The organism is Streptomyces sp. NBC_01591 (assembly GCF_035918155.1).
Classification (GTDB): Bacteria; Actinomycetota; Actinomycetes; order Streptomycetales; family Streptomycetaceae; genus Streptomyces.
The window spans coordinates 1,079,832-1,097,380 of record NZ_CP109328.1 but is presented as its reverse complement, the minus strand read 5'-3'; the positions used below and the strand labels follow the sequence as shown (position 1 = coordinate 1,097,380).

General features: G+C 66.8%; 15 protein-coding genes and 5 pseudogenes. 8 read left to right on the top strand and 12 right to left on the bottom strand.

What is annotated here, in order from left to right:
- Positions 1-39 precede the first annotated feature (39 nt).
- Positions 40-516: a hypothetical protein gene (locus OG978_RS46500; RefSeq protein ID WP_326763356.1), complete on the top strand. Its 477-nt coding sequence runs from the start codon at positions 40-42 to the stop codon at positions 514-516.
- 27 nt (positions 517-543) lie between these two features.
- Here the strand turns inward: OG978_RS46500 and OG978_RS46495 are convergent, their stop codons facing one another.
- The gene (locus OG978_RS46495) at positions 544-732 is read right to left on the bottom strand and encodes a hypothetical protein (protein WP_326763357.1); all 189 of its coding nucleotides are present in this window, start codon (positions 730-732) and stop codon (positions 544-546) included.
- Between the two features lie 32 nt (positions 733-764).
- On the opposite strand from OG978_RS46495, the pseudogene OG978_RS46490 reads away from it, so the two are divergent.
- Together OG978_RS46490 and OG978_RS46485 are read left to right on the top strand one after the other, a co-directional pair.
- A pseudogene (locus OG978_RS46490) lies at positions 765-1,424 on the top strand (TniB family NTP-binding protein); the annotation flags it as partial.
- Positions 1,425-2,055: 631 nt separating this feature from the next.
- Positions 2,056-2,255: pseudogene (locus OG978_RS46485) on the top strand (ferredoxin).
- Between the two features lie 30 nt (positions 2,256-2,285).
- Here OG978_RS46485 and OG978_RS46480 read toward each other — a convergent pair.
- The 3 genes and pseudogenes from OG978_RS46480 to OG978_RS46470 all read right to left on the bottom strand — a co-directional run.
- Positions 2,286-3,425 carry a lipid II:glycine glycyltransferase FemX gene (locus OG978_RS46480; protein WP_442817634.1) on the bottom strand — a complete coding sequence of 380 codons (1,140 nt, stop codon included), beginning with the start codon at positions 3,423-3,425 and terminating at the stop codon, positions 2,286-2,288.
- A 217-nt stretch (positions 3,426-3,642) separates the two neighbouring features.
- Positions 3,643-4,389, bottom strand: coding sequence for a cation:proton antiporter (locus tag OG978_RS46475; RefSeq protein WP_326770304.1), 747 nt, complete (start codon positions 4,387-4,389; stop codon positions 3,643-3,645).
- 187 nt (positions 4,390-4,576) lie between these two features.
- Positions 4,577-5,275: pseudogene (locus OG978_RS46470) on the bottom strand (ABC transporter transmembrane domain-containing protein); the annotation flags it as partial.
- 865 nt (positions 5,276-6,140) lie between these two features.
- On the opposite strand from OG978_RS46470, the pseudogene OG978_RS46460 reads away from it, so the two are divergent.
- A pseudogene (locus tag OG978_RS46460) lies at positions 6,141-6,414 on the top strand (IS5/IS1182 family transposase); the annotation flags it as partial.
- 160 nt (positions 6,415-6,574) lie between these two features.
- Here OG978_RS46460 and OG978_RS46455 read toward each other — a convergent pair.
- From OG978_RS46455 to vanH, 4 genes are read right to left on the bottom strand one after another with little or no spacing between them, the layout of a single operon-like run.
- The gene (locus OG978_RS46455; protein ID WP_326763359.1) at positions 6,575-7,246 is read right to left on the bottom strand and encodes a hypothetical protein; all 672 of its coding nucleotides are present in this window, start codon (positions 7,244-7,246) and stop codon (positions 6,575-6,577) included.
- Positions 7,218-7,826, bottom strand: a complete 609-nt coding sequence (gene vanX, locus OG978_RS46450; RefSeq protein ID WP_326763360.1) for a D-Ala-D-Ala dipeptidase VanX — start codon at positions 7,824-7,826, stop codon at positions 7,218-7,220. Before vanX ends, OG978_RS46455 begins: the two co-directional genes overlap by 29 nt.
- A complete protein-coding gene (gene vanA, locus OG978_RS46445; protein ID WP_326763361.1) occupies positions 7,823-8,863 on the bottom strand; it encodes a D-alanine--(R)-lactate ligase in 1,041 nt (346 codons plus the stop codon). The genes vanX and vanA overlap by 4 nt, the downstream gene beginning before the upstream one ends.
- Positions 8,851-9,891, bottom strand: coding sequence for a D-lactate dehydrogenase VanH (vanH, locus tag OG978_RS46440; RefSeq protein ID WP_326763362.1), 1,041 nt, complete (start codon positions 9,889-9,891; stop codon positions 8,851-8,853). The genes vanA and vanH overlap by 13 nt, the downstream gene beginning before the upstream one ends.
- 441 nt (positions 9,892-10,332) lie before the next feature.
- Here vanH and OG978_RS46435 point away from each other — a divergent pair, with 441 nt between their 5' ends.
- On the top strand, positions 10,333-11,715 hold the full coding sequence (locus tag OG978_RS46435; protein WP_317865730.1) for a UDP-N-acetylmuramoyl-tripeptide--D-alanyl-D-alanine ligase: 1,383 nt from the start codon (positions 10,333-10,335) through the stop codon (positions 11,713-11,715).
- A 263-nt stretch (positions 11,716-11,978) separates the two neighbouring features.
- Positions 11,979-12,275, top strand: a pseudogene (locus OG978_RS46430) (peptidoglycan bridge formation glycyltransferase FemA/FemB family protein); the annotation flags it as partial.
- A gap of 118 nt (positions 12,276-12,393) precedes the next feature.
- Here the strand turns inward: OG978_RS46430 and OG978_RS46425 are convergent.
- The gene (locus tag OG978_RS46425) at positions 12,394-13,515 is read right to left on the bottom strand and encodes a sensor histidine kinase (RefSeq protein WP_326769889.1); all 1,122 of its coding nucleotides are present in this window, start codon (positions 13,513-13,515) and stop codon (positions 12,394-12,396) included.
- On the bottom strand, positions 13,508-14,203 hold the full coding sequence (locus OG978_RS46420; RefSeq protein WP_317865726.1) for a response regulator transcription factor: 696 nt from the start codon (positions 14,201-14,203) through the stop codon (positions 13,508-13,510). Before OG978_RS46420 ends, OG978_RS46425 begins: the two co-directional genes overlap by 8 nt.
- An 86-nt stretch (positions 14,204-14,289) precedes the next feature.
- Here OG978_RS46420 and vanY-N point away from each other — a divergent pair, with 86 nt between their 5' ends.
- The gene (vanY-N, locus tag OG978_RS46415; RefSeq protein WP_266694172.1) at positions 14,290-14,841 is read left to right on the top strand and encodes a D,D-peptidase/D,D-carboxypeptidase VanY-N; all 552 of its coding nucleotides are present in this window, start codon (positions 14,290-14,292) and stop codon (positions 14,839-14,841) included.
- On the top strand, positions 14,822-15,514 hold the full coding sequence (locus tag OG978_RS48765) for an ATP-binding protein (RefSeq protein ID WP_442817635.1): 693 nt from the start codon (positions 14,822-14,824) through the stop codon (positions 15,512-15,514). The genes vanY-N and OG978_RS48765 overlap by 20 nt, the downstream gene beginning before the upstream one ends.
- 28 nt (positions 15,515-15,542) lie before the next feature.
- Here OG978_RS48765 and OG978_RS46410 read toward each other — a convergent pair whose 3' ends face one another.
- Entirely contained in the window at positions 15,543-16,463 is a 921-nt protein-coding gene (locus tag OG978_RS46410; RefSeq protein WP_326763363.1) for an IS3 family transposase, read from the bottom strand.
- Entirely contained in the window at positions 16,460-16,768 is a 309-nt protein-coding gene (locus OG978_RS46405; protein WP_176740405.1) for a transposase, read from the bottom strand. Before OG978_RS46405 ends, OG978_RS46410 begins: the two co-directional genes overlap by 4 nt.
- Positions 16,769-17,549: the final 781 nt, after the last annotated feature.

Here is a 17,549-nt window from a genome sequence, read left to right as displayed (position 1 = left end):
GACGATTGCTGTGGTCAGGGCTATGCCGAGGGTGGGTTGATGGCCGAGGTCGATGAGCAGCAGCTGTTCACCGAGGCGTGCCTGCACGGGCTGAGGGCCAGGCTGTGTGACGACGTCGACTCGCTGGACGGCTACCTGCCGCCGCAGGTCGCGGGGCTGGCGCGGAAGGTCGCCGAGATCCTGGAGGAGCCGCAACTGGCCACCCCATGGCAGCGGGCGTCGGCGAGCTGGTTTCAAGAATCGGCCCTGCCCCGAGGTCTGCTGGGCGGGGGTGGACGACCTGGTCCGCTGAAGCCGGTCGTCCACCTTCAGGAATCCACACTGGTCAGCCAACCGAACAGCCCTGGACGAGAACCGGTCCTCACGGCCGCCGCGGCCGGAGCAGCCGCGGACCGATGTCGTCCTCCTGGTGCTCAACGCTGTGCGTCTGACCCGAATCCTGACCCGCGCACCCGGACCGGCGCTGCCGTCGTAGTTGTCGTACTCGGGGTCGTCGTAGCCGGGTCCGATGATTGACATAGGGGGTCTCTTTCCTGGTCTCGCTCAGTCCAGGTCGGCGCTGGCCAGGGTGACCGCGAGCGCGATGTGGGGCACAGCGCTCAGGCACAGCTCCGCCGCCGTGCACGGATTGGACGCGATGCGCGCCTCCTGCAGCGCCAGCAGACCGGTCAGCACCGCGGAGTCGGCCGCCTCGTCGAGGACCTCGCCGGCGGTGAGTTCGCCGCCGGCCACCAGCTCGCGCAGCCAGGCCGCCGCCTCCTGCGCCGGTGCCGGTCGCCTACGTCCTGGTACCGCCCGCGGCGACAGCAAAAGCCCTGGCCACGGAGTTCGCCCGCTACCTCGGCATCCCCGTCACCGCCCGCATGACCCAGGCCCAGATCACCGACGCCGTCTGCCACACCTACAACCATGCGGGCGTGCGTCTGGTACTCATCGACGAGATCCACCGGCTCAACCCCCGCACCACCACCGGCGCGGAAACCACCGACCTGCTCAAAGACCTCACCGAACGCATCGGGGCGACGTTCGTGTACGCGGGCATCGACGTCACCACCACCGCGTTGTTCAGCGGTGTGCGCGGGGCCCAGCTTGCCGGGCGGGCTTCCCTCGTGGAATGCGGGGCGTTCCCGGCACGGCTCGGCACACGCGAACCCTTCAGAGAACTGATCGCGGGCGTAGAAGCCGCACTCGATCTCCGCGCGCACCGGGCCGGGACACTCCCCCGCCACACCGCCTACCTCCACCAAAGGACCGCAGGCAGGATCGGGAGCCTGACCCGGCTGATCCGCCAAGCCGCGATCACGAGCATCCTCGACGGCACCGAACGCATCACCAAGGCGTCCCTGGACCAGGTCCGCCTGGACCACCTCGCCGAAACCCACCGCCGCCCCGCCCCGAACGGGTCCCGCGCACCCCGCCGGTAGCCCCTCTCATTTTCTGCCCAGCGGTCGACGCAGAAGGCTGTGACCAGGGAAAACACACTTGGTCCTTTAGGAGTTGACGCTATCTGAGGAACGCCAAGGTGATCTCAACGAAGAAGAGACATCCCCAGACCAGCAGGCCTACGCCCCCGCGAACCCGCGCTCACACGGTCTCAACCAATCCCGGATATCCCCAGCACACACCCCTCCCCGTACCTCAACTACACCCCACGAAACGACACCGAGCATGGTGTCGTCGGCGTAACGCGAATATCGCAGTCGCCGGTAGCCAGGCAGGGCGATTGCAAAGCCCCGGGGATCTTGTGAGTGCGCAGGTCACAGTAGCGAGACGACGATGGATGGATGCGCAACCACACGCAACGAAGCTTCTCCGTTGCGGAGGTGACCTTCCCAAGTCCCCTTCGCGCAACGGAGTCATCCCCGGCCCTTCCAGTGCCCGCCCCGTACCGAACTGCGGATCGTCCTGCCCGAGCTCTTCCGGCACCTCCCGACCTGAAGATTGCCGTGCCCCGGAGGGAGATCGACTTCAGGCAGGGCTCCATCGTCTACGGCGTCGAGTAAATACCCGTCATCTGGTGACGGGCCCCACACAGAGAAACAGGGAAGAACCATGATGCGTGTTGAGGTCGACGTTCCCAGGTGTGTTGCCTCGGGCCAGTGCGTGATGCTCGCCCCGACGTCTTCGACCAGCGGGACGAGGACGGCATGGTCGAACTCCTCGATGACACTCCGCCCTCCGAACTCCACGACGCCGTACGCGAGTCGGCCACGATATGCCCCGCGACAGCGATCCGGCTCGGGGAGTCGTCGTGACCGCCGCACCGATCGAGTCGTGTGTGCGGTTCAGCGTCCGCGCCGCCTCATATAGAGATCGAAGGCCCGGTAAACCATCGGTCGCAGCGGCAGGTCCCACTCGCCGATGTACCGCATCGCCTGGCCGCCGGTGCCGACTTTGAACTGGACAAGGCCGACGTGCGGGTCGTCGGCGTCGAGGGTGGGGGTGATGCCACGCAGATCGTAGACGTCGCAGCCGGCCGCGAGCGAGTCGCGGATCATCGCCCACTGGCAGGCGTTGGAGCCGCGCACCTCGCGCTTCGCGGTGGAGGAGGCGCCATAGGCGTACACGGCGTGGGTGCCGACGCGGACCAGGAGAGTAGCGGCGGCCAAGTCGCCCTGATGGCGGGCCAGGTAGAGCTTGATCCGCTCGGGGTCCTCGGCACTCAGCGCCGCGAACATGGTCTCGAAGTAGCGCAGCGGCCGGGGTGTGAAGTGGTCGCGCTCGGCGGTGTGGACGTAGAGGTCGTGAAACGCCTTGAGGTCCTCCGGGCCCCTGTCGCTGACCGTGACCTCGACGCCCTCCTTAGCCGCCTTCTTGATGTTGCGACGCCACTGCTGGTTCATGCCCCTGAGCAGCTCGTCCTCGGTCCTGCCTACCATCGGGATCTCGTACTTGAACTGTGGATGCCCGACCCCGAACCCGTCCTCCGGGCTCTGCGGCAGCCAGCCGGCGTCCCGGAACCAGCTGGCCACGCGGGCACCGACCGGGTCGGCCCAGTGGCCGGAGATGTCGGTGAGCCGTTTGCTGCCCGGGTCGGCGATGCCCTCCTTGACCTGGGCGGCGCTCCAGGTGTGTGTGCACACCGGCGGGCCGAGCCGGATCGCGAACGCGCCGTGGGCCTTGAGATGGATCGCCAGCGGATCGAGCCAAGCACCGATCTCGCCGCTCCAGTCGATGACCGGGCCCTCGGGTAGATACGCCAGCGTGAAGCGGTCGAGCCGCGGCACCGGGCGGTGCAGTACGAGCCCAGCACCAACCAGGCGCCGCCCCTCGAACCAGCCGAGGGACTCGCTGCGCCACTCGGTCTTGACGCGGCCCCACGCCGGGGTCTGCAGAAAGCTGACCGACCGCTGGGCCCGCACGAACGCCATATGCTCGGCGGCGCTGATCGGCCTGACGACCGGATTCCGGGCTGCAGGTCGCATTGGTTCGCTGGAGGGGTTGAAGGACATGCCACCAGTCAATGTAGCAGGGTGTTGCCCGGGCGTATGCGATTCTCGATACGCCGACGATATGTCACCACCCGGCGGCTCACTATCTGGTTCTGGCCGCCACCAGCCGGTGGCTGCCGGGATGTCCTCGACCCGACCATGGGTCTGGACCTCCGGCGGGTACTTGCACATCAGTGCATGTCGGTTGTCGTCAGGGGGCGTGGTGCCGGCGCCGGAGTGGGCGCTTCGCTGCCGAGTGCATCTCCAGGTGTTTCGGGAGCGCCCGGCGGTACAGCGGCAGGGCCGCGGTGCTCGTGATGACGGCGACCATGACGAGAACGGAGAACACCGGCTTGGTGATCAGGCCCTGCGCCAAGCCGATGTTGATGAAGATGATGATCATCATGCCGCGGGCGTTCATCAGTCCTCCCACAGCGAATGCCTCGCGCCAACTGAAGCGGAGTGTCTTCATAGCCAGGGTGCTGCCGAAGTATTTGCCCGCGAGTCCCGCCAGGAGCGCGGCGACGCCGAACAGCAGGGTGTCGGCCGAAATGCTCCGCAGGTCGGTGGTGAGGCCGGACAGGGCGAAGAAGACGGGCAGCAGTAGCGTGGAGACGGTATCCATCATCCGGCTGTGCAGCGCTTGGCGGAACTGCGGGTCACGGGGCATGGCCAGGCCGGCGATGAAGCCGCCGAAGACCGAGTAGATCCCGATCAGGTCGGTGAGGTATCCGCAGACGATCGGGACGATGACGACGACGTACATCACGCCGGGGCTCAGCGTGCCCTGTCGGCCGACGTGCCGCGCCAGCGGCCGCAGCAGCCGGGACACTCCGAGCAGCATCACGGCGGTGAACAGGATGCTGTAGCCGATCATGGGCAGAGCGTCGGCGGCCCCGGAACCGGTGTGCACGGCCGTCAGCGTGGCCAGGAAGCACCAGGCCGCCGCGTCGTCGATCGAGGCGGCGACCAGGGACAGCCGCCCCAGGCGGGAGTTCTGCGGTGAGGGTTCCGGCCTGCACGTGAAAACTCACGTCGCGCAGGACATCCGGCGTCGCTTTCCCGTGCTCGCGATCGGTCCGCAGATGCTCCAGAGACGCCAGTGAGACCTCCTCCGCGGTGGGATAGCGGAAGAGCGAGGCCATCAGCGTCATCATCACGAAGGCCATCCGGCCCCAGACGGCAAGGTTCACGCCGATCTCGCGGATCCTATTGGCACGATCCGCGTATTCGGCCATCTCCTCGTCCGGACGGCCGAAGAGCTTGGAGAGCATCGCCCCCTGTACGTTGAACCGCTCCTGCAGCCGTCCGCCGAGGCCGGCGTTCTCGTCCATCTGCCGTTGGGTGCGCCGCTGTATCACCCGCCCCACGTGAACCCAGGGCACGATGAATATCGGAACCAGCGCCAGCGTGATGACGCCGACAAGCCACGACAGGTAGAACAGCTCGGCCAGCACCACCACGACCATGACCGCACTGGTGGCCGCCATCAGCAAGCCGCTGAACTGCTGCTGTGCCATGATCAGTTCGGTGTGCAGCCGGCCGACCAGCACCCCCGTCTGGGTGCGGGTGAAGAACGCGAGCGGCAGCCGCCGGACGTGGTCGAGCGCCTGAACCCGGAGGTCGTAGCTGACCACCTGCCCGATCCGCCCGGAGATATAGGCGGACACCAGCGACAACCCCGCGCCCAGCACGGCAAGGCCGACGGCCAGGCAGGCCGTCAAGATCACGACCCCGCGATCGTTCTTGACGATGCCGTTGTCGACGAGCTCCCTCAGCAGCAAGGGAGTTGCGGCGACGGTCAGCGCCTCCATCGTGGCGACTACGACGAAGAGCGCCACCATGCGGATGTGCGGGCGGAAGTAGGCGAGCACTCGGCGCACCGTCCCCGGGTGGATCGTGGTCCGCCAGGGATCGGGATCGTCATCGCTCTTCCTCACCCCCTGGTAGCGCAACACCATTTCCACGCAGGTGCCCCTCTCACACGGCTCACGAAGTCAGCGAATCTCAATCGTGCTGAACCAAGTCGATGTCCACGAGTGAGTCCAACTGAAGACTTCGGGCACTTGGACGCATCTGTCGGTGTCCGTGCCGCACGGCTGCCGCGGCGCGGGGGACCACCGCGATCACCCTCTCGCCCCGGGGCTCGTCGGCTTGCCGCCGTGACGTGATCCCGCTTTTGCCGACGGTGAGCCTCTTCGAGGTGGCCGCGTCAAGTGACGGTCTGCGAGCCGCCACGAGCGAGGCCCCGGGGCTGTTGATCGAGATGTCTGATGTCTCCATCATGCTGCCCGGGGGGCCTCGTTGGTCATCTGTCCTGCCGTACTCGACCCTCTGCCGGGCGGCGCCCTCGCCGAGTGCGACCGGGTCGCAGTCTCACGCGCGGACTGCTCCCCCACGCGCCGCCGGCACGGGGTGCAGGTGCGGGCAGTCACCGGGCGGCCGGCTTTCACCTTCATGCCGGGCAGCCCGGAACAAGCCCTGGTCCTGATCCCGAGGGTCATGCAGCCCACCACCGAAGTGGTCGGCCCCGACTGCAGTGAGGCACCGCCGCGAACAGGGCCCCGGTGATCGCCGTACCGCAGGGGTCGGACCGGTCCGGCAACGCGGACCGGCCGGTGGAGCTGGGTGTGGAGAAGGCTGTGTACGGGGGCGTCCCGACCCCCGTGGTACATCTCAGCGACCGTCGTGGGGTATTCCGCCCGCACGCTGTCGGGCCGGGCTCACGACCTGACCGCGCCCGCACTCACCGGATCATCCGCATCTGTGAGGGCCAGGCCGTTTCCGTCCTGGCCGATCCCGCCGACCCAGGGCGCCGGCCCCTGGCTGAGCGCGGGCGTCACCGGGGCCCCCGGCGGGCCCGGGCACCGGTCGAGCGCGGCGCCGCCCGCCTGACGTCCTGGCGGGTCGTCCGCAGATACCGTGGCAGTCCCACCGCAGGACGTCAATCGTCGAAGCGGTCTCCAGCCCGCAGCGGCAGCGCCGAAGAAGCTCAACTGGAGCTCTTTCAGGCCGACCACGGCTCGGGGGACGGGCCGTGAGGGACCACACTCCTCCCGCGCCCGCCCGGGCCGGGCTGATGCCGGCTCAGCAGACCCTCAATCGTGCGCTCGCAGCGGCGCGCGGTGCCGGTTCGCCTGGCCTCACGGTGTCACACTGACCAGGATTCCTCGTCCTGCGTGGAAGCGCTCGAATACGCGCATGGGCAGCGATGCGGAGTCCGCATTGTGGGAGTAGCCCGACGGATTATGGAACCGCACCGTCCCGCCATGGACCTCATGAACCAGCACAAGATGCCCTCCCCGCCGCGGTTTATAGGTGCTTGGGTCGCGAATCTCAGGAGACACTGAAGCGATCAGGGCTTGCCCGGGGCGCACCGCTCGGGCGGATGCTTGAATCGGTGTGTTCTCGACCAGTTGGCATTTGAATCCGAAGTGTGAGCTGACCCAAGCCATGAATGGCCGGTATATCAGTCCTTGGACCTTGCCCTGGGGTTCCACCACGTAGCAACCCCAGTCGAGGGCCAGCGCAAGGAGTTCACGCATCAGCAGTCGGGTGTCCGTCCAGCCGTGGAGCAGGGACTGCAGACATGCCAAGCCGCAGACTTTGCGGGACCAGAACAGGTACTCCTCGCGCGAGTGGTACCCGTCGGAGGTCCAGTCGTGCAGTTGCGATGGATCGGTGCGCCTCAGGAAGACGTCGATCCTGGATGGGGCGGCACGCCGCATGACGACCTCGTCGTTCCGGTCCAGGCTTCCCCACTGTGAGACGTAAGGGAGGCTTCCATCAGGTGATGGGAAAGTCGAAATAGACATCTGAGTAAGGCTCGCTTTCCAGCGTGTAGTGCCACCACTCGCAGGCGTAGCGAGCAAATCCGCAGTCCTCCATTACGGAGCAAAGGTGCTCGCGGTTTTCCGCTTCGATGGGTCTTATTCCTGCTGCTCCATGATGTGAGATCGAGTCCATGAGGTCGTGTTCACCACCCATGCAAGCATTTTCTCCGGTGGCAAGGGTGTAGAGCGTCAAGTCGACGGAACTGCCGCGGCTGTGGCCTGACTTGGCAGCCACGTATCCCTTGTCGAAAAGCTCGGACCTGTCGATATTGGGGTAGTGCCGCTGCTTTGTCCGGCCGTCCTCCGACTGTTCGGACCAGCGCATGAAGCAGTCGACGGCGCGTTGCGGACGGTATCCGTCCCAGACAAGCAAGCCGAAGCCGCGGGACGCGGCTTTTTCCTGCGCTCGCCCCAGGGCTGCGCACAAGGCTCTGGTGCCGACTATCCGATTCACCAGGTATCCGTCTACCGGCTTTCCGGTGAAGTTGTCCCCGGTGGCGTACTTGGCATCCCAACGGATGCCGGGCACCAGCTCGTCCAGGTACCCGAAGTCGCCGTTCATCGCTTTTTCCGGTGCAGTGTCATTGACACGAGCCGGTCGATGACGTCGGAAAGCGGCATTCCTGCGGCGCCCATCATCCGTGGATAGCGGCTGTAGGAGGTCATGCCGGGAAAGGTGTTGACTTCGTTGAGTACCACCTGGCCGTCGTCCTGGAGGAACACGTCCACGCGGGCAAGCCCCTGGCAGCCCAGTGTGCGGTAGATGGTCTTGGCGCTCTCTTGGACGAGCCGACGCGATTCTTCGGAGATGTCGGCGGGAACGATGAACGTCGAGTTCTCCGAACCACTCTCGGGTGACTCCTCCTGGTGGATCCTGAAGAATCCGTGGGAGAGGGCTACGCGGTCCACCTCGCCCGCGATCGGGGTGGATGGGTCCCCCAGGATCGCGCAGCCGACCTCACTCCCGGCCACGGCCTCTTCGATCAGGACCTTCGAGTCGTACTGCCGTGCGGCCTCCAGCGCACTCGGCAAGTCCTCTGCTCCGGCGACTTTGCTGACGCCGAAGGATGAGCCCGAACGGGCTGGCTTCACGAAGACGGGATAAGGAAGCTGTTCGGCGTCGACCTTCTCGTCTCCCGCGACCACCCGGAAATTTGGCGTGGCGATGCCCGCGCTCTTGGCGACGGCGTAGGTCAGGGATTTGTCCATGCAGATGGCAGAGCTCTGGATATCGCAGCCGGCATAGGGGACGCCAGAGAGCTCCAACAGGCCCTGGATCGCCCCGTCTTCGCCGAGTGTGCCGTGCAGGACGGGCAGCACGAGGTCCAGACGGATCACTTCGAATCGGTCCTGTTCCAGGACGAGCAGTCCGTGGACGCTTCGGTCGGGTGACAGCATGACCGGCCGAGCGTCGGTGTTCTCCCAGTCTGTGCCAGGGGAGTCACAGAGCTGCCAGGCACCGGACTGCGTGATGCCGATCCAGTACGGCTCGTATTTACCGGTGTCGAGGTTCTTTGCGACCTCTTGGGCGGACTTGACGGAGACGGGGTGTTCTTCGGAAGAGCCCCCGAAGATGACGCCGATCTTCAACCTGTCCATGTTTTCCCGCTTTCAAAGTTGAGGCAGTTGATGAGGCTGTTTCTGATGGTGTCGCTCAGCGCGTGGTCGGTGTAATAGGCCGTGTGCGGGCTGATGAGCACATTCGGCAGATCCTGTAGTCGCAACAGCTGGCGGTTCTCTATGGGCTTGTTCCGGCAGTCGGTGTAGAAGATTCCTTCTTCGCCGTCGAGGACGTCCAGCGCCGCGCCGCCCAATCTGCCGCTCTCCAATGCCGATAGAAGGGCTTCGGTATCGATGAGTGGCCCGCGTCCGGTGTTGACGATGAACGCGCCGTGTTTCATCTGGTCGATACGTCGGCGATCGACGAGATGGCGGGTTTCTGCGGTGAGCGGGGTGTGGAGCGTGACAATGTCGCTGTGCTGAAGCAGCTCGTCGATCGGCGTGTAATCGGCGGGGGTCTTGGGGCGATTGCCGTAGGCCAGCACGCGGCAGCCGAAGCCTCGCAATCGGTCGATGACTGCTGTGCCGATACGCCCCGTGCCGACCACTCCGACAGTCAGGTCGCGCAGCTCTTTGCCGCGTATCTCACTCAGCCGGTAGTCATGAGCATCGGTGCGGCGGACGGTGGCCTTCGCGTGGCGCACGGCCATCAGCATCAGCATGAGCGTGTAGTCGGCAACGCTGTCGGGAGAATACGCCACGTTTCCGACGGAGATACCGACGCTGTCCGCGTAGCTCACGTCGATGTGGTTGCATCCGACGCTTCGTGTGGAGAGATACTCCACACCGGCGCGGCTCAGTGCGCTGAGTGTGGCACGGGTGACGTGCGTCTTGTGGCCGATGCTGATGTATCGGTTCCCGACTGCCAGGTCGATATTGGCTTCAGATACCGCTTCCTTTGTGATGGTTGGCGCCATGCCAAAGCGAGGCGCCATTTCTCGGAATAGAAGGGCCTCGTCCTGCTCGCACCCATAGACTGTGATTCCCGTTGCCGAGACAGCCCGTGAGGGCGACGCTGGCGCTCGGGTGCGGCACGCCGCTGCTCGTGTTGGTCCGCTGGAACTCATGCCTTCCAGTCAAGAGAGCGTGGTGTTGCCAGCGCGTATGCATTTTTTGATACGCCGACGATACGTTGCCGGCCAACACCCTGCGCGAGCATGGATGCGGCTGGTCGGCCGCGCTGGCTTCGCCCGTGGGATCGACCGGAGCTCTGCGGGCGACACGCAACGTGTTGTGCATTCGCCTCGCCGGCACCTCTACGGGCTGGGGACTCGTCCTTGAAGATCAGGACGAGCATCGTCCTGCGCCTGTAGCGGCCGGCAACATACATATCGTCGACGTATCGAAAACTGCATACGCGCCGGCAACACCACGCTCTCTTGACTGGAAGGCATGAGTTCCAGCGAATCAGCCTCTGCCATCCTCTACTTCGCCAGCCCGCCCCCGATCGCCAGCACAGCGACCGGACGGTTGTTGATGTGCTTCGCCGATCCTTGCGTGGTCCGGGCATGATCCCGCTCAGCCTCGGTGAGATCGCCACAGTTGTCGGCGGGACGGTCGAGGGCGACGGCGCCGTGACAGTGACCGCGCCGGCCGTGCTCGACGGCCGGCAGGCCGAGCCGGGCGGCCTCTTCGTGGCCTTCGCCGGCGAACACGTCGACGGCCACGACTACGCCATCCAGGCCGGCCGGGCCGGCGCGGTGGCCGTGCTCGGCTCCCGGCCCACGGCGCTACCGACCGTCGTGGTCGAGGACGCCAAGGCCGCGTTGCAGGCGCTCGCCACCCACGTCGTGGCACGGCTGCGCGACGGGCTGACTGTCGTCGGGGTGACCGGATCCCGCGGCAAGACCAGCACCAAGGACCTGCTGGCGGCCGTGTTGTCGAGCGCCGCGCCGACGATCGCCACGATCGGCTCGCTCAACAACGACCTCGGCGTGCCGCTCACCATGCTGCGTTCCAACGCGGCCACCCGGTTCCTCGTCCTTGAGATGGGAGTCCGCCGCATCGGCGACATCTCCAAACTCACCGGCCTGGTCGCGCCCGACGTCGGTGTCGTCCTCAACGTCGGCCAGGCCCACCTCAGCCATCTCGGGTCGCGCGAGGCAACCGCCCAGGCCAAGGGTGAGCTGGTGCAGGGTCTGGCGCCCGGCGGCACCGCGGTCCTGAGCGCCGACGATCCCCGGGTGGTCGCGATGCGCTCGCTCACCGACTGCCCGGTGCTGACGTTCGGCCAGGCGGAACACGCCGACGTTCGCGTACTCGACGTAGTCCTTGACCGGCTCGCCCGGCCGTCCTTCACACTGCGGACCGCCGCCACCTCGGCTCGCGTCGGGCTGCCGCTCGTGGGCACTCACCAGACGCTCAACGCGTCGGCTGCCGCGGCGGCAGGGCTGGCGGCCGGCGTTCCCCTCGATGGGGCCGCGGCAGCGCTGCCCACGGTCTCGCTGTCGAAGTGGCGCTTGGAACTACGTGACCTCGTCGGCGGCGCAACGCTGCTCAACGACTCCTTCAACGCCGACCCCGACTCGACCCGCGCCGCCCTGGACGCGCTGGCGGCAATCGAGGGCGGGCGCCGCATCGCCGTCCTCGGCGAAATGCTCGAACTCGGCGACGACAACGAGGCCGAGCACCGCGCCATCGGGGAGTACGCCGCCTCCCGGGCCGACGTGGTGGTCGCGGTCGGCACCCGGCCGCTCGCCGACGGTGCCGGAGAGCGGGCGGTGGCGCTGGCCGACAACGCCGCGGCCGTCGAGTGGCTGCGCGGTCGGCTCACTGCCGGCGATGTGGTGCTCGTCAAGGCCTCCCGCGGGGCGCGCCTCGACAAGGTCGCCGCCGCGCTCGCGTCCGGACCCCACGATGTGCTGGTAGGTCGACCGATGGACGACAGGTAGGAGCGGCTGTGGCTTTTCGGGTACGTGCCATCACGGTGAGCGATCACGCCTCGTCCAACGCGACCCAACCTGCGGTGGCGGCTGCCCGGGTTCAAGACATCGCTGGCGTACCTGCCCGAAGGGCCGGTGATCGACTGGGCCTCGGATGATCTGGCCGGCTGGCTCGACCCATTGGTGGACCACCTGAAGCACTCTGGCACCTTCGCCCTACGCATCGGGTCGACGGCGGTGGCCCGCATCTGGAGTGCTGCGAGCTGCGGGCCCGGGTCGGAGAACACGCCTGGTACAGCTACGGCGCCTCCGCCACGGCCGAACGGGAGGTATGTGGGTCGAACGCCGTGCAGCGGAAGATGATCACTGATGCTCTGGCTGCCGGATGTACGGTCCACGACCTGCGCGGCATCACCGGCGCCGTGGACGACAACTTCCTGCACCTGGGCCTGATCCAGTTCAAGGTCGGCACCGGCGGCGAAGCCTTGGAGTATCTCGGCGAATGGGATCTGCCGCTGAATCGCCTGCTTTGTAAGGCATTCGACGTCTCCATATCCCATCGAGGCTGAGGCGGCCTGTCGGTGGCGGAACTCGGCGGGCGAGACGCGAAGTGGGCGTGGAAGCAGCGACCGGCGTAGTTCGGGCGTGAGCAGGCAGCGGGTTTCCCCGGTGAGATTCGGACGTTCTTCAGGCCTGATCGCCATCTGTTTGTGTGTGCGCTGACGCGGCGGGCAGTTGCACCGTGACGCGGAGCCCGCCGGCGGGGCGGGGGGTGAGGGTGAGGGTTCCGTCGTGTGCCTGGGTGATGGTCTTGACGATGGCCAGGCCGAGGCCGACACCTGCGTGGCTGCTGTGTATGCGTTCGGTGCCGCGCTGGAATGGCTCGGTGAGTGTCGAGACCAGCTGTGAGGTGAGCTTCTCGCCAGTGTTCTCGACAGTGAGCACAACAGTGTCGGGGCGGACGCTGGTATGCACCCATACGGTGCCCTGTTCAGGCAGGTTGTGGCCGATCGCGTTGTGCAGAAGGTTCATGACCATCTGCAGCAGGAGCGCCTGTGAGCCGATGGTGGTGCTCATGTCGCCGGAGGTTTCGATGGTGACGCCATGCTTTTCTGCCAAGGGGAGGAGCGTTTCAGTGGCTTCTTCCGCCAGGAGGGACAGGTCGACGTCTTCCCTGGTGAATGACCGCTGGTTGGCGCGGTTGAGCAGGAGCAGTGCTTCAGTGAGGTCGATGGCTCGGGTGTTGACCACGCGGAGGCGCTCGACAAGCTCACAGGTGTCGCGGTTCGGATCGTTGCGGGTCGCGTCGAGAAGCGTCTGCGTGACCGCCAGCGGGGTGCGCAGTTCGTGAGAGGCATTGGCCGCGAATCGCTGCTGTTCGGCGACGTGGGCTTCGAGCTGCGCGAGCATGGTGTCGAAGGAGTCGGCGAGTTCGCGGAACTCATCTCGGCGGCCCGGTAGGCGGATCCGGTGGGAGAGCGGTCCGTTCGCCACCCTGTGTGTGGCGTCGGTGATGCGTATCAGCGGGGCGAGCATCCGGCCGGCCAGAATCCACCCGCCCACGAGACCGAACACCAGCAGGAACCCCAGCGCCAGGATTCCCGCCGGGACGAAGACGACTGGGCCGAAATTGCTTGGCTTGAAGACGCGTAGGAAGTCGGACCAATCGGGGACGGCCAGGCTGTTCGACCTTCCCCGCAGAAGGAACACCCACACGGCGGCGAGCAGCAATGCGCCCGCGATCACGAGGAACCCGGCATAGCTGAGGGTGAACTTGAGGCGGACGCTCAACCCTTGACGCCTATCCACGCACCGCTCCCCGGTCATCGGCGTCCGGTCCTGCGTCGATGCGGTAACCGACCCCGAGCACGGTGGCGATCAGCCAGGGCTCGCCAAGGCGTTTGCGCAGGGCCGAGACCGTGATGCGCACGGCGTTGGTGAACGGATCGGCGTTCTCATCCCACGCTCGCTCCAGCAACTCTTCTGCGCTGACGGCACCGCCTTCGGCAGCGACGAGGACTTCGAGCACAGCGAACTGCTTCCTGGTCAGCGCGATGTAGCGGCCCTCGCGGTAGACCTCGCGGCGGAACGGATCCACACGTAAGCCTGCGATCTCTCGCACAGGTGGTCTGTTGTGGGCTCGCCTGCGGTCGAGTGCTCTGAGCCTGAGCACGAGTTCGCGGAGTTCGAAGGGCTTGGTGAGGTAGTCGTCGGCGCCGATCTCGAACCCGGTGGCCTTGTCGTCGAGCCGGTCGGCAGCGGTCAGCATGAGGATCGGCATGCCGCTGCCGGAGGCGACGATGTGTTTGGCGATCTCGTCACCGGTAGGTCCGGGGATGTCCCGGTCGAGGACGGCGATGTCGTAAGCGTTGGTGCTCAGCAGTTCCAGAGCGGTATCACCGTCACCGGCGGTGTCGGCCGCGATCGCTTCCAGGCGCAGCCCATCGCGGATCGCCTCTGCCATGTAGGGTTCGTCCTCGACGACTAATACACGCATAGTCCGATGTTACGAGCCGGTACGTATCGTCGGTATATCGAAAACTGGATACGGGCTGGCAACATCACGCCCCCTTGACTGGGGGCATGAACGAGCCACACGTTATCCCGCTTCGGCCCCGTGACCGGCTGTTCACCGTACTTGCGGTGGTGCTCGCCGTGCTCCTGCTCCCCGTTGCGTTCGTCCGCGATCCCGGCCGCGCCCGTGAACTGGCCTGCCACTGGGCGTTGGGGATCCGATTTCCTGCCGAGGATCTCACCGGGCTCACCGACGGTGCCAGGGCGGCGTTCACCGCTGCACGCGCTGAGGCGCTCTGGCGTCATGGGCAGCTCGTCGGCCTCACCTCGGGATACCGCGATCCCCTCGTCCAGCAGCGGTTGTTCGACGAGGAGGTGCGCCGCGTCGGCTCACCGGCCGCGGCCCGGATGCTCGTACTGCCACCGGCGGAATCCAGGCACGTCAAGGGCACCGCGCTGGATGTGCGCCCGTTCGAAGGCGCGCGCTGGCTCGAGGAACACGGTGCCCGCTACGACCTCTACCGCATCTACGACAACGAGTGGTGGCACTTCGAGTACCGCCCGGACGCCGACGTGCCACCAACGACCCAGGAGATCCGCGATGCCCTGCAAGCTCGTTGACGAGGGGCAGCATGCCGGGCGCCTGGAGGGGCGTCTCCAGGCCGCGAGGCAACGTGCCTTCGTCGGACGAAAGGAAGAGCTCGCTGCCTTCGAGGAGGCGCTGTGCACCGGCGGCCGAGTGCTGTTCATTCATGGCCCCGGCGGTGTCGGCAAGTCGGCGCTGCTGGGACGCTTCGCCCAGCGGGCCGCAGCAGCGGATCGCACCGTACTGATGCTGGACGGGCGGAGTCTCGAGGAGTCCCCCGCAGCCTTCGTGGCCGAGGCCAGGGCGGTGCAGCGCCTGCGCGCAGGCCACCGCACACAGCGCCATCGTCCCCGAACCCACGACGCGCGCGACGGCACCCCACCCCGACGCTCTCCCAGAACGCCGCAAGCAACGGGAGCGCGGGCCAGGGGCGGCAGTTCGGATCCAGGAAATGCTCAGCTACCTCGCAGCCGCCCTCCCCTCCGAGGTCGGTGCCGCTGCGCGGCTGCTGGCTCTGCAGTGCGCGCTGCGGGCAACTGTCTCCGGCCGGCTCTGGATGCTGGCAGGGCTACTGCGAGGCCTGCGCATGAATCGTCATTCGTCTCTCTGGCAAGAGCTGGAGCAATCCGGCTGGCTCACGCGTCTGGCTACGAACCCGCCTTGGGCAAAGCAGCGCGGGTTCGCGGTGCAACTTCTCGACGCTGCTGAGGTTCCCCCGCAGCGCGGGAGTGGCTGACTAGCTGGTCAGAGCGGGTTGACGTGGTTTCAGGTTCACTTGTTCGGTCGCTGCCGGGGCGGCGTAGTACTTCTCCTCGAACTCGATCGGGCTGAGGTAGCCCAGTCGTTTCTGGATGCGGCGGGGGTTGTAGAAGCCGTCGATGTACTCGAAGAGCGCGAGGTTCGCTTCGGCTCTGGTGGCGAAGACGCGGCCGCGGATGCACTCGGTCTTGATGACCATCCACAGGTTCTCCGCCAGGGCATTGTCGAACGAGTCGCCGACCGAGCCCATGGACGCCTGGATACCGGCCCTGACCAGGCGTGTTGTGAGCTTCACGGACGTGTATTGACAGCCGTGGTCGGCGTGGTGAATGAGCTCACCGGGGGCGACCTCGCGGCTGGCCAGGGCATACTCCAGCGAGGTGAGGACCAGGTCGGCGTCCGCGCGGGCGGAGGTCTCCCAGGCGACCACCCGGCGGGAGAACGCGTCGCGGATCGCGGACAGCCACAACGGCCCCTCCCCGGTGGAGATCATGGTCAAGTCGGTAACCCACAGCCGGTTCGGCCCATTCGCGGTGAGGTCGCGTTGCACCAGGTCAGGGGCCAGATCGGCGTCCGGGTCACGGCGAGTGAAACCCGTGCCCCGGCGGGGGCTGATCCCGGCCAGGCCGGCCTCCCGCATGAGCCGCTCGACGCGCTTCCTGCCGACGTGGACGCCCTCACGCTTGAGGACGGCGTGCACGCGAGGTGAGCCATAGATCCCGCCGGACTCGTCGTGGACCTGCTGGATCCTGCCCGTCAGCTCGGCGTCCCGGCGGCGCCGTTCGCACGGTTCCTTCTCGGCCTGGCGCCACCGGTAGTAGGTGGAGGAAGGGATGTTCAGTTCCCGGAGTACGGGCTCGACCCCCAGATGCGGGTGCTCGTCAACGAGCGCCGTCACCTGGGCCGGGTCGGGTCGAGCTGGGCCGCGAAAAAAGCCGAGGCCGTCCGCAGGACCTCATTCGCACGCTTGAGCTGGGCATTCTCCTTGCGCAGGGCGGCAAGCTCCTCACGCTCGGCGGTGGTGAGCAGGTCGTCGCGTTCGCCGGCGTCGGCCTCGGCCTGGCGGATCCAGTTGCGCAGGGCCTCGTGGTGCACGCCGAGTTCCTCGGCCATGCGGCGGATCACGGGCTTCGGCTCGGCGGTCCGGTACATCCGGACCGCACGCTCACGCAACTCCAGCGGGTACTTTCTCGGCGCAGGCATCGTCTGGGCTCCTCTCATGAGACCCATCTGACCTTCTGTCACCCATCCCCGCATCTCGGGGGAACCTCAACTTCTCGACGCTGCTGTCCTGACACAGGCCCCTGGGCGCCGGGACCGTGCCCATGCCGCCGACGCAGCGCTGCGCCTGACATCCTGCCCGGCGCTTCGCAGCCTGTCGGCCTCAGAACAGCTCGCCGGACTCGCGCTGGCCACCTACCTCTCCCCCGGCCACGTGCACGGCATCATCGAGGCAGACCGACTCGGGCGCGTGTGCGCAGCAGACACACCTGGCGCCCTGACTGCCACCCTCGACCGGCTGGTTGCCGCCCGGGTAGCGGACGGGTGGTCGTACGACCCGGGATCCGACGACATCACGTGGGTTCTAGGGCCCGCGTTGGCCAGGCGGTACCAGAGCGTGACCGCCGGGAATGACTCTGCGGTCACGTGACGAACTCTCGCAGCATGCGCGTGCAACTCGCCCCCGCCACCAGGTGACCAACCCGCCCCGCCAGCGCTGCCCTCACCCACCAGACCAGCATTCAGGAATCGGGCGTGCGAGCCCCGGGTCCGACCCGTCGAGCCTCGCGACAGCGATCGTGCAGCAGCTCAGAGAGCCATGAGGCGGTGATAGTCCTGGACCTGCTGGGCCAGGTCGTCTTCAGGAATACCGGTCCAAGCGCTCATCTGGGCATAGGGCAGGCCGCTTCCGCGTCCGACCAGCGCGGATCCAGCGGCACGGACCGGGCCGGCCATGAGGTTTCCCCGGTGTGCGGGAGGTGCC